10 protein-coding genes are annotated in these 12,063 nt (G+C 57.2%); 7 read left to right on the forward strand and 3 right to left on the reverse strand.

Translation table 11 applies throughout. The annotated features are described in order from the left end of the window. The first annotated feature begins 65 nt into the window (after positions 1-65). The 5 genes from flhB (at position 66) to bglB (ending at position 6,665) form a co-directional block, all read left to right on the forward strand. A complete protein-coding gene (gene flhB, locus M8370_RS04350; RefSeq protein WP_013096066.1) occupies positions 66-1,214 on the forward strand; it encodes a flagellar biosynthesis protein FlhB in 1,149 nt (382 codons plus the stop codon). After that, positions 1,207-3,285, forward strand: coding sequence for a flagellar biosynthesis protein FlhA (flhA, locus tag M8370_RS04355; RefSeq protein ID WP_020687642.1), 2,079 nt, complete (start codon positions 1,207-1,209; stop codon positions 3,283-3,285). Before flhB ends, flhA begins: the two co-directional genes overlap by 8 nt. Next, complete coding sequence (flhE, locus tag M8370_RS04360) at positions 3,285-3,677, forward strand: flagellar protein FlhE (protein ID WP_013096068.1); 393 nt, start codon at positions 3,285-3,287, stop codon at positions 3,675-3,677. Before flhA ends, flhE begins: the two co-directional genes overlap by 1 nt. Positions 3,678-3,937: 260 nt before the next feature. Next, entirely contained in the window at positions 3,938-5,521 is a 1,584-nt protein-coding gene (locus M8370_RS04365; RefSeq protein ID WP_250020546.1) for an MFS transporter, read from the forward strand. Positions 5,522-5,525: 4 nt separating this feature from the next. Next, entirely contained in the window at positions 5,526-6,665 is a 1,140-nt protein-coding gene (bglB, locus tag M8370_RS04370) for a beta-galactosidase BglB (RefSeq protein WP_250020578.1), read from the forward strand. Positions 6,666-6,704: 39 nt separating this feature from the next. On the opposite strand, the gene argS is transcribed toward bglB, so the two are convergent. After that, a complete protein-coding gene (gene argS / locus M8370_RS04375; RefSeq protein ID WP_029882318.1) occupies positions 6,705-8,438 on the reverse strand; it encodes an arginine--tRNA ligase in 1,734 nt (577 codons plus the stop codon). A 238-nt stretch (positions 8,439-8,676) separates the two neighbouring features. Here argS and M8370_RS04380 point away from each other — a divergent pair, with 238 nt between their 5' ends. Continuing rightward, positions 8,677-9,237 (forward strand): VOC family protein, encoded by a 561-nt coding sequence (locus tag M8370_RS04380; RefSeq protein WP_038419925.1) that lies wholly within the window; start codon positions 8,677-8,679, stop codon positions 9,235-9,237. Positions 9,238-9,315: 78 nt separating this feature from the next. Further along, on the forward strand, positions 9,316-10,059 hold the full coding sequence (gene cutC, locus M8370_RS04385) for a copper homeostasis protein CutC (RefSeq protein WP_047352442.1): 744 nt from the start codon (positions 9,316-9,318) through the stop codon (positions 10,057-10,059). Positions 10,060-10,321: 262 nt separating this feature from the next. Here the strand turns inward: cutC and cmoB are convergent, their stop codons facing one another. Continuing rightward, positions 10,322-11,293: a tRNA 5-methoxyuridine(34)/uridine 5-oxyacetic acid(34) synthase CmoB gene (gene cmoB / locus M8370_RS04390; RefSeq protein ID WP_095439701.1), complete on the reverse strand. Its 972-nt coding sequence runs from the start codon at positions 11,291-11,293 to the stop codon at positions 10,322-10,324. After that, the gene (gene cmoA / locus M8370_RS04395) at positions 11,290-12,033 is read right to left on the reverse strand and encodes a carboxy-S-adenosyl-L-methionine synthase CmoA (RefSeq protein ID WP_250020547.1); all 744 of its coding nucleotides are present in this window, start codon (positions 12,031-12,033) and stop codon (positions 11,290-11,292) included. The genes cmoB and cmoA overlap by 4 nt, the downstream gene beginning before the upstream one ends. Positions 12,034-12,063: the final 30 nt, after the last annotated feature.

Genomic DNA, 12,063 nt, shown 5'->3' on the forward strand with positions numbered 1-12,063 from the left:
TTCCCGCCATTGGATTTCCTCTGCGCTGGCATGATACCCGTGACGTAATGGGCTGAGCATGCACTGTGGCAGAAGAGAACGACGACAAAACAGAAGCCCCCACACCCCACCGACTTGAAAAAGCGCGTGAGGAAGGGCAGATCCCCCGATCCCGAGAGCTGACATCCCTGCTGATCCTTATTGTGGGTGTGTGCATCATCTGGTGGGGTGGGGAGTCGCTCGCCCGAAAACTGGCGGGGATGCTCTCTGCCGGATTACGTTTCGACCACAGTATGGTCAACGACCCAAACCTTATCCTCAGCCAGATTATTCAGCTTATTAAAGGGGCCATGGTCGCACTGCTGCCACTGATTACCGGGGTGGTGCTGGTCGCGCTGATCTCGCCGGTGATGCTTGGCGGTCTGGTCTTTAGCACCAAATCGCTGCAACCAAAATTTTCCAAACTGAACCCGCTGTCCGGCATCGCGAAAATGTTCTCCGCACAGACCGGGGCAGAATTGCTTAAAGCCATCCTCAAAGCAGCGCTGATGGGCAGTGCCGCGGGGTTTTACCTCTGGCACAACTGGCCGGAAATGATGCGGCTTATCAGCGAGTCGCCTCTGACCGCGATGAGCAATGCATTGAATCTGGTCGGACTCTGCGCGCTGCTGGTGGTCCTCAGCATTATTCCGATGGTGGGGTTCGACGTCATCTTCCAGCTGTACAGCCATTTCAAAAAACTGCGCATGTCCCGTCAGGATATCCGTGACGAATATAAGCAGATGGAAGGTGACCCGCACGTGAAAGGGCGTATCCGCCAGATGCAGCGCGCCGCCGCCCGTCGACGGATGATGGAAGATGTGCCGAAAGCCGACGTTATTGTCACCAACCCGACCCACTATTCCGTTGCGCTGCAGTACGACGAAAACAAAATGAGCGCGCCGAAAGTGGTGGCGAAGGGGGCGGGCTTAATCGCCCTGCGCATCCGCGAGATTGGCACGGAAAACCGGGTGCCAATACTGGAAGCGCCGCCGCTGGCGCGTGCGTTGTACCGCCACGCGGAAATTGGACAACAGATCCCAGGACAACTCTACGCCGCCGTGGCGGAAGTGCTGGCCTGGGTATGGCAGTTGAAACGCTGGCGTCTGGCTGGCGGTCAACGACCTGTCAAACCTGAGAACCTTCCGGTGCCTGCTGCGCTGGATTTTATGAACGAGAAGGACACTGATGGCTAATCTGGTGGCAATGTTGCGCCTGCCCGGCAACCTGAAATCGACCCAATGGCAAATCCTTGCCGGGCCGATCCTCATCCTGCTAATCCTGTCGATGATGGTATTGCCGCTGCCGGCATTCATCCTCGACCTGCTTTTCACTTTCAACATTGCGTTGTCCATCATGGTGCTGCTGGTGGCGATGTTCACCCAGCGTACCCTTGAGTTTGCGGCGTTTCCGACCATCCTGCTGTTTACCACCCTGTTACGACTGGCGCTGAACGTGGCGTCCACGCGTATCATCCTGATGGAAGGCCACACCGGCGCGGCAGCGGCGGGTAAAGTGGTTGAGGCCTTTGGCCACTTCCTCGTGGGCGGTAACTTTGCCATCGGTATCGTGGTGTTTGTCATTCTCGTTATCATCAACTTTATGGTTATCACCAAAGGTGCAGGGCGTATTGCGGAAGTGGGTGCGCGCTTTGTGCTGGACGGGATGCCGGGTAAGCAGATGGCGATCGACGCCGACCTTAACGCCGGGCTTATCGCGGAAGATGAAGCGAAAAAACGCCGTGCGGAAGTGACCCAGGAAGCGGACTTCTACGGCTCAATGGACGGTGCGAGTAAGTTTGTGCGCGGTGACGCCATCGCGGGCATTCTCATCATGGTGATTAACGTGGTGGGTGGCCTGCTTGTTGGGGTGCTGCAGCATGGCATGGGCATGGGCCAGGCGGCTGAAAGCTATACGCTGCTGACCATTGGTGACGGTCTGGTTGCCCAGATCCCGGCGCTGGTCATTTCTACCGCTGCGGGCGTTATCGTTACCCGCGTCAGTACCGATCAGGACGTTGGCGAGCAGATGGTTGGCCAGCTGTTCAGCAACCCGCGCGTCATGCTGCTGGCGGCGGCGGTGCTGGGTCTGCTCGGCCTGGTGCCGGGCATGCCGAACCTGGTTTTCCTGCTGTTCACGGCAGCACTGCTGGGCCTTGCCTGGTGGATGCGTGGCCGTGAAATGAAACCCGCGGCAGAACCTGTACCGGTAAAAATGCCGGAGAACACGCAGGCCGTGGAAGCCACCTGGAACGACGTTCAGCTGGAAGATTCGCTGGGGATGGAAGTGGGTTACCGTCTGATCCCGATGGTCGATTTCCAGCAGGATGGCGAACTGCTTGGCCGCATCCGCAGTATCCGGAAAAAGTTCGCCCAGGATATGGGTTTCCTGCCGCCGGTTGTGCACATCCGCGACAACATGGATCTTCCGCCTGCCCGCTACCGTATTCTGATGAAAGGGGTAGAGATTGGCAGCGGCGATGCGTATCCAGGCCGCTGGCTGGCGATTAACCCGGGCACAGCCGCCGGTACGCTGCCGGGTGAACAGACCATCGATCCCGCGTTTGGTCTGGCCGCTATCTGGATTGAAAGCGCGCTCAAAGAGCAGGCGCAAATTCAGGGGTATACCGTGGTGGAGGCCAGTACCGTGGTGGCTACCCATCTTAACCACCTGATTGGACAGTTCTCAGCAGAGCTGTTTGGCCGTCAGGAAGCACAGCAGTTACTTGACCGCGTGAGCCAGGAGATGCCGAAGCTGACGGAGGATCTGGTGCCGGGCGTGCTGACGTTGACCACGCTGCATAAGGTGCTGCAAAACCTGCTTGATGAAAAAGTGCCGATCCGCGATATGCGCACCATTCTGGAAACCCTTGCCGAGCACGCGCCGCTGCAAAGCGATCCGCATGAGCTGACGGCGGTGGTGCGCGTGGCGCTGGGCCGCGCGATCACCCAGCAGTGGTTCCCGGGCACCGGCGAAGTGCAGGTGATTGGCCTGGATACGCCGCTGGAACGTCTGCTGTTGCAGGCCCTGCAGGGCGGTGGCGGGCTGGAGCCGGGTCTGGCGGACCGTCTGCTGGCGCAAACACAGGAGGCGCTGGCGCGTCAGGAGATGCTGGGGGCACCGCCGGTGCTACTGGTAAACCATGCGCTGCGTCCGCTGCTGTCACGCTTCCTGCGCCGTAGCCTGAACCAGCTGGTGGTGCTGTCGAATCTGGAGCTGTCTGATAATCGCCATATTCGTATGACGGCGACGATTGGAGGTAAATAATGCGTAAGTGGTTAGGGCTATTACTCTTCCCGCTGGTGGCGCAGGCCGCGGGCGAAGGGAGCTGGCAGGCCAGCAGCATCGGCGTGACCCTCAGCAACCGTGGCGTGGCGATGTCGTCGCGCCCGCTGGCGCCTTCTGAACCGGTGTCCGGTCAGATGAGCCTGGTGGTGTGGAACTATTCGCTGATTGGCCCGACGCCTGCCGGGTTGCAGGTGCGTCTGTGCTCCCAGAGCCGTTGCACGGAAATTGACGGAGAGAGCGGCACTACCCAGGCGTTTAACGGCGTACCTGCTATAGAACCTTTACGCTTTATCTGGGAAGTGCCGGGCGGCGGGCGGTTGATCCCGGCGCTCAAGGTGCAGAGTAATTCCGTTATCGTTAACTACCGCTAGTTGCCTGCCTCAACGCCCGTTATCAGTGATTATGATAGCGGGCTCGAAAAAATGACCTCGCCTTTTGAAGTAATAGAAACGCTGTTTTATAAATCAGTGATGCACGTAATGACACTCTTTGCATTTTTGCCAGCCTTTGCGGTGTGATGGCAGAAACAGAAAGGTTTCCACAGTGCGTTAATTCTACTGTAGCCGTGTAAAAACTCCCGGACGAGGTTTGCTTACAGGGGGTCTCCTAAAACTGATTAGGGTTGACGGCAATGAAAACACGAAAAATTGGACTCGCAAACTATCTTGCATACGGGGCAGGGGATTTCCTCGGCGCGGGAACGACCGCGCTGACGGCGGCCTGGCTTTTGTATTTTTATACGACCTTCTGTGGACTCACACCGATTGAAGCGACCTTTATTTTTGCTGCTGCAAGGGTGCTGGACGCGGTGGTCAGCCCGCTAATGGGCTTTTTAACCGATAACTTTGGCACCACCTGGCTGGGCAAACGCTTTGGCCGTCGCAAATTCTTTATTCTGCTCGGCATTCCCTGCGTCTTCAGCTACTCCCTGATGTGGGTTGGGGAGATGAATTTCTGGTACTACCTGCTGACCTATCTGGTCTTCGATATCGTCTACACCATGATTCTGGTGCCGTATGAAACGCTGGTCCCGGAGATGACCGATGACTTTAAACAGAAAACGAAATTCTCCGGTGCGCGTATTTCGATGGCGCAGATGTCCGCTATCCTGGCTTCGTTCCTGCCAGGGATCCTGCTGACCCACTTTGGTAAAGACAACGCGATCTCTTTCTTCTACGCAAGCCTGGTCTTCTCGGTGCTGTGCGCGCTGATGCTGACCTTTGTCTGGTTCTTCACCTGGGAGCGCCCGCGAGAGGAGTGGTCCGAAGCGGCCCTGCGCGCGGAAGAAGAGAAGAAAAAACTGACCCTGGGCCAGAGCCTGAACCGCCTGTTTGTGGAGTTAAGCTCGACGCTGCGCATCAAGATTTTCCGTCAGCACCTGGGCATGTACCTCGGCGGCTACATTGCGCAGGACGTCTTCAACGCCGTCTTTACCTATTACGTGGTGTTTGTGCTGATGCAGGAGGCGTCAATGGCGTCGAACCTGCTGGGCACGATGGCCATCTTCCAGTTCCTTGCCGTGATTGGGATGATCCCGCTGTGCATTCGCTTTGGGCCTGCGCCGTCTTACCGCATGGTGGTGGTGCTGTTTGGCCAGGCCTCTCTCTCTTACGCCGTGCTGTATTATGCCGGACTGAGCGACGTTTACGCTCTGCTGCTGCTTATCTCCGCGGTTGCCGGTCTCGGTCGCGGCGGTATCAACTATGTGCCGTGGAACACCTATACCTACATTGCTGACGTGGACGAGGTGATCACCGGCCAGCGTCGTGAGGGCATCTTCGCCGGTATCATGACGTTGACCCGAAAAGCGTCTCAGGCCGGTGCGGTAATGCTGGTGGGCATCGTGATGCAGATGTCCGGCTTTGTCAGCGGTCAGAAAACCCAGCCTGCTGAAGTCAGCCACACCATTCTGCTGATTTTGAGCGTGGGAACCCTCCTGGTGCTGTTCTGCGGTTTCCTGGTTTCCCTGCGCTTCAGGCTCAATCTACAAACCCACAGCACGCTGCGCGAAGAGACCGCGAAAATGCGCGAATCGGGCCGCGCCATGCCTGAAGCGGCCAGCCCGCACGCCCGCGCCACCGTAGAAATGCTGGCCGGTATGCCGTTCGAATCCTTGTGGGGGAATAACAACATTGGTTATCTCAATCGCAATAAACCAGCGGCTCCTTCGCTGAAGGGACGTGCGGTACTGAATTCGACATACAACAGAGGTTAAGATGATGAAAATTTGGCCTGTCAAACATAGCCCCTTGCTGCGTCAGCCAGAGCGTTTTATCGCCAGGGACGAGCTGAAATCGCTGATTCAGAAGGTGACGCATAACCTGGTCAATATCCACGACAAAACGGGTGAATTTTTGCTGCGGCTGGACGACGGGCGCGTCATAGATACCAAAGGCTGGGCAGGGTGGGAGTGGACGCACGGCGTCGGGTTGTACGGTATCTGGCAGTACTACTGCCTGACCGGCGACGACGGAATGCGCGACATTATCGACAGCTGGTTTGCGGACCGTTTTGCGGAAGGGGCAACCACCAAAAACGTGAATACCATGTCGCCGTTCCTGACGCTGGCGTACCGCTATGAAGAGACCCGAAATCCGGCCTGGCTGCCGTGGCTGGAGAGCTGGGCGGAGTGGGCGATGCATGAGATGCCGCGTACCGAACACGGCGGCATGCAGCACATTACCCTGGCGGAAGAGAACGCGCAGCAGATGTGGGATGACACGCTGATGATGACGGTCCTGCCGCTGGCCAAAATTGGCAAGCTGCTGAACAAACCGGAATACGTTGAGGAGGCGGTGTACCAGTTCCTGCTGCATGTGCAGAACCTGATGGACCGGGAGACCGGGCTGTGGTTCCACGGCTGGAACTATGACGGCAACCATAACTTTGCCCATGCCCGCTGGGCGCGTGGCAACAGCTGGCTCACCATTGTGATCCCGGACTTCCTCGAACTGGTCGATCTGCCGGAAAACAACGCCGTGCGCCGTTATCTGACGCAGGTTCTCAATGCGCAGATTGCCGCGCTGGCGACATGCCAGGACGACAGTGGCCTGTGGCATACGCTGCTCGACGACCCAGACTCATACCTGGAGGCGTCGGCCACGGCAGGCTTTGCCTACGGTATTCTTAAGGCCGTGCGTAAACGCTATGTGGCGGCGGAATACGCTGATGTCGCGGAGAAAGCCATCAGAGGGATTGTGAAAAACATCTCGCCGGAAGGGGAGCTGCTGCAAACGTCGTTCGGAACCGGGATGGGGAGCGATCTGGAGTTTTACCGCCAGAGCCCGCTGACGTCGATGCCGTACGGTCAGGCAATGGCAATCCTCTGTTTGACGGAGTATTTGCGGAAGTACTTCTGATCATAAAAAAACCCGGCGATGATAGCCGGGTTTTTTGTATTACATACGTTCTACGGTTTCGATACCCAGGGTATCCAGACCCAGCTTCAGGGTCTTCGCCGTCAGCTGCGCCAGCTTCAGGCGGCTGTTGCGGACCGATTCATTTTCCGCAGACAGAATAGGGCAGTGCTCGTAGAAGCCGGAGAACAGACCGGCCAGATCGTACAGGTAAGCACACATCACGTGCGGCGTACCGTCGCGCGCAACCACGGACAGCGTCTCTTCAAACTGCAGCAGACGGGCCGCCAGCTGGGCTTCGCGATCTTCGGTAATGGTAACGGTCGCATTCGCCAGCACGCTTTCATCGATATTCGCTTTACGGAACACCGAGAGCACGCGGGTGTAGGCATACTGCATGTACGGCGCGGTGTTACCTTCAAACGCCAGCATGTTGTCCCAGTCGAAGATATAGTCGGTGGTACGGTTCTTGGAGAGATCCGCGTATTTCACCGCACCGATACCCACGGCGTTCGCCAGTTTTTCCAGCTCCTCGGCCGGCATATCCGGGTTCTTCTCTGCCACCAGGCGACGGGCGCGTTCCAGCGCTTCATCCAGCAGGTCGGACAGCTTCACCGTACCGCCCGCACGGGTTTTGAACGGCTTGCCGTCTTTACCCAGCATCATGCCGAACATGTGGTGTTCCAGCGGCACGCAATCGGGAACATAACCGGCTTTACGCACGATAGTCCACGCCTGCATCAGGTGCTGGTGCTGACGGGAGTCGATGTAGTACAGCACGCGGTCAGCATGCAGCGTTTCGTAACGGTACTTCGCACAGGCGATATCGGTGGTGGTGTAGAGGTAGCCGCCATCCTTTTTCTGGATGATCACGCCCATCGGTTCGCCTTCCTTGTTTTTGTACTCATCAAGGAATACGACCGTTGCGCCTTCGCTCTCAACCGCCAGATGTTTGGCCTTCAGGTCGGCTACAATGCCCGGCAGCATTGGGTTATAGAGGCTTTCACCCATCACGTCGTCGCGGGTCAGGGTGACGTTCAGACGGTTATAGGTGAGCTGGTTCTGGGACATGGTGATGTCCACCAGCTTGCGCCACATCTCCAGGAAGTACGGGTCGCCGCCCTGCAGTTTCACCACATAGCTACGCGCGCGCTCGGCGAAGGCTTCATCTTCGTCGTAGTGTTTTTTGGCTTCACGGTAGAACCCTTCCAGGTCCGCCAGCGCCATTTCACCCGCGTTTTCCTGCTGCTGTTTTTCCAGGTAAGCAATCAGCATACCGAACTGGGTACCCCAGTCGCCCACGTGGTTCGCGCGGATCACCTTGTGACCGAGGAACTCAAGGGTGCGTACTGCCGCGTCACCGATGATGGTGGAGCGCAGGTGGCCAACGTGCATCTCTTTCGCGACGTTTGGCGCGGAGTAGTCAATCACCACGGTCTGTGGCTCTGGCTGGGTTACGCCCAGACGGTCAGATTTCAGCGCTGCGTCAACGTGGCTTGCCAGGAAGGCCGGCTCAAGGAAAATGTTGATAAAGCCCGGGCCCGCGATTTCGGTTTTGCTGGCAATGCCGGTGAGATCCAGATGAGTCAGCACCTGCTCAGCCAGTTGTCGCGGCGGCATGCCCAGTTTTTTAGCCACTGCCATCACGCCATTAGCCTGATAGTCGCCAAACTGTACTTTCGCTGACTGACGAACCTGCGGTTCGCAATCCGCAGGCGCACCTGCGGCAATCAGTGCCTGACTGACTTTTTCTGAGAGAAGAGCCTGAATATTCACCTGGATACCTTACGTTTTTGATGCGGGCTGACTGCCACCCGCGCCAGTTAAAGAATGAGGGCGGGAGTATACTGCAAATGCCTTCTGGCGTCAGCATTGCGGGGGGCGAAGATTGCGCAGAATCCAGGCTAAGAAAGCATGCATAATCATGCAGTGATAAAAAGCGTCATTCCGCGGTTGGTCAAAAGGGGGCAACAGAGTAAATTAGCGGCTTTGCGACACGATAAGAGACTGACTTATGGCGAACTGGCAATCCATTGACGAACTGCATGATATTTCCGCAGATTTACCGCGCTTCACCCAGGCGTTCACAGAACTTGCCACCCGTCTTGGTCTGGACATCGCACCGCTTGAGGCCGATCACATCTCCTTGCGCTGTCATCAGAACGCCACAGCCGAGCGCTGGCGTCGCGGGTTTGAACAGTGCGGGGAACTGCTCTCTGAGAACATCATCAACGGCCGTCCTATCTGCCTGTTTAAACTGCATGAGCCGGTCTGCGTAGCGCACTGGCAATTTAGCGTTGTTGAACTGCCGTGGCCGGGAGAAAAACGTTACCCGCATGAAGGCTGGGAGCACATCGAAATCGTGTTGCCTGGCGAGCCCGAAACGCTGAATGCGCGCGCGCTGGCGCTGCTGTCTGATGAGGGGTTGAGCAAGCCGGGTATCTTTGTGAAAACGAGTTCACCAAAAGGCGAGCGCGAGCGTTTACCGAACCCGACGCTGGCCGTGACTGACGGACAGGTGACGGTGAAGTTCCATCCCTGGACGATAGAACAGATTGTTGCCAGCGAAGAGTAAGCGTTGTGACGACACGCGAAGACCGGCCGGGAGCGGCGTGTCATGATGGTGCATTACGCGAAATTTTAGGAGGAGTGGATGGCGCTGCTGGAGATTTGCTGTTACAGCGTGGAGTGTGCCGCGACGGCGCAACAGCGGGGGGCTGACCGCATTGAACTGTGCGCGGCACCGAAAGAAGGGGGGTTAACGCCCTCGTACGGTGTGTTGAAGTCTGCCCGTCAGGCTGTCACCGTTCCGGTACACCCTATCATTCGTCCTCGGGGCGGTGATTTTTGTTACACGGCAGGCGAGTTCAATGCCATGCTTGACGATATCGCCCTTGTTCGCGATCTGGGTTTCCCGGGGCTGGTGACGGGGCTGCTCGATGAAGAAGGCAACGTCGATGTACCGCGTATGCGCCAGGTAATGGCGGCCGCAAAGGGGATGGCGGTAACATTTCATCGCGCGTTCGATATGTGTAAAAATCCATTGCAAGCCTTTGATACCCTTGCGGAACTTGGCGTGGCGCGTGTGCTGACATCGGGCCAGCAGTCGTCGGCTGAAAAAGGACTGCAATTAATTACGGAACTAAAAGCACATTCCGGTGTTCCAATAATAATGGCGGGTGCGGGAGTCCGTGCCAGCAATCTGGAACTGTTTTTAAACGCCGGGGTGGAAGAGCTTCACAGCTCTGCCGGGAAATGGATACCGTCGCCCATGCGTTATCGCAACACAGGGTTGTCTATGTCGACGGATGCTGAAGCGGATGAGTACTCACGCTACGGTGTAGATGGAGAGTCGGTTGCGGAAATGAAATCGCTGATTGAACGTCATCACGTGTAGCAACGTACCGATTTTTACCGCGCATCATGTCGCCCAATATGATGCTTGCTTGTACCAGGCCCCTGCCAATTACACAGGGGCCTTTTTTTCTCCTTCATATTTCAAGCCGCAGCTGCGTTGGCTGCCTCGCTCCCCCCAGTCACTTACTGATGTAAGCTCCTGGGGATTCGCTGCGTTGCCGCCTTGCTGCAACTTGAAATATTTTGGAGAAAACCTGCGATGACCAGGCCGGGTAAGGCGCAGCCGCCACCCGGCTAAAAGGCTACGGCTTCGTGGCAATCAACACCGCACGCATTGGCGCCGGATAGCCTTCAACGGTTTTGCTGTGGTCGGTTGGGTCAAGGAACTGCTCCAGCGATTCGGTCACCATCCACTCCGTGCGGCGTTGCTCCTCGATGGAGGTCACGCAGACGTCGGCGATGCGCACATCCACAAATCCGCACTTCTCCAGCCAGTTTTTCAGCGCCAGCGCGGAAGGAATGAAGTAGACGTTGCGCATTTGCGCGTAACGATCGCCGGGAACCAGAACGGTATTTTCATCGCCTTCGACCACCAGCGTTTCCAGCACCAGTTCGCCGCCGCTGACCAGCTGATCTTTCAGCTGCCATAAATGCTCCAGCGGGGAACGGCGGTGGTAAAGCACGCCCATGGAGAAGACGGTATCAAACGCTTTCAGCGCGGGCAGTTGCTCAATGCCCAGCGGCAGCAAATGCGCGCGCTGGTCGTTACCCAGTAGCTTACGCACGGCTTCGAACTGGCACAGGAACAACTGCATCGGGTCGATGCCAACGGCTAAATGCGCGCCCGCGCCAATCATGCGCCACATGTGGTAACCGCTACCGCAGCCGACGTCCAGAATGGTACGCCCGGTCAGGTCGGAGAGGTGCGGCAGCACGCGATCCCATTTCCAGTCGGAGCGCCATTCAGTATTGATATTCACCCCGTAGAGCGAAAACGGTCCTTTGCGCCACGGCATCAGGTTACGCATCAGCGTTTCGATGCGATTAATCTGCCCGGCGGGCAGCGGCTCTGCGCTTTCGGCCGTGACGCTGTGCAGCAGATCCAGACGGTGAGGCGTCAGCTCCGGCAGAAACTCCACCGCATTTGACCACTGCTTCAACAGCCCATGCTGCTGATCGCGCTGCCAGTTGGCAATCTGCGCAGGCAGGGTCTCCAGCCAGTGGGAGAGATGGTTTTTTGCAATCAGCTGATAGAAGTTACCGAACTCAATCATGCCGTATCCTCAGCTTTCAGCGCCACCAGGGAGCCAAAGTTAAAGCACTGGAACCACAGTTCGCTGTGCTCAAAGCCTGCCTGGCGCAGACGCGCTTTATGGGTTTCCACGGAGTCCGTCAGCATCACGTTTTCCAGCATGCTGCGTTTCTGGCTAATCTCCAGCTCGCTGTAGCCGTTTGCACGTTTGAAATCGTGGTGCATGTTGAACAGCAGTTCGCCGACGGTCGCGTCTTCAAAGCTAAATTTCTCAGACAGCACCAGCGCGCCACCGGGGTTAAGGCCCTGATAAATTTTGTCCAGCAGCCGCTGGCGGTCATCGGGCACCAGGAACTGCAGGGTAAAATTCAGCACGACCATCGAGGCGTTGCGGATTTCGATGTCACGAATGTCGCCTTCAACGACCTCGACCGGAGTTGCCGCTTTCCAGGCATCAATATGACGGCGGCAGCGTTCAACCATCGCCGGGGAGTTATCGACGGCAATGATTTTACAGCCTTCGTGATGAACGTTACGACGTACCGACAACGTTGCCGCGCCGAGCGAGCAGCCCAGGTCATACACCTGCGTGCCGGGTTGAACGAAGCGCTCAGCCAGCATGCCGATCATGGAGATAATATTGGAATAACCGGGAACAGAGCGCTGGATCATATCCGGGAAGACTTCGGCTACCCGTTCATCGAAGGTCCAGTCGCCCAGGCTGGCGATAGGCGCGGAAAAAAGCGTGTCGCGATCTGACATAACGTAAAAATCCGGGAAAAATAAAGTGGC

This window comes from Enterobacter cloacae complex sp. OE43NF (genome assembly GCF_023544405.1).
GTDB lineage: Bacteria > Pseudomonadota > Gammaproteobacteria > Enterobacterales > Enterobacteriaceae > Enterobacter > Enterobacter cloacae.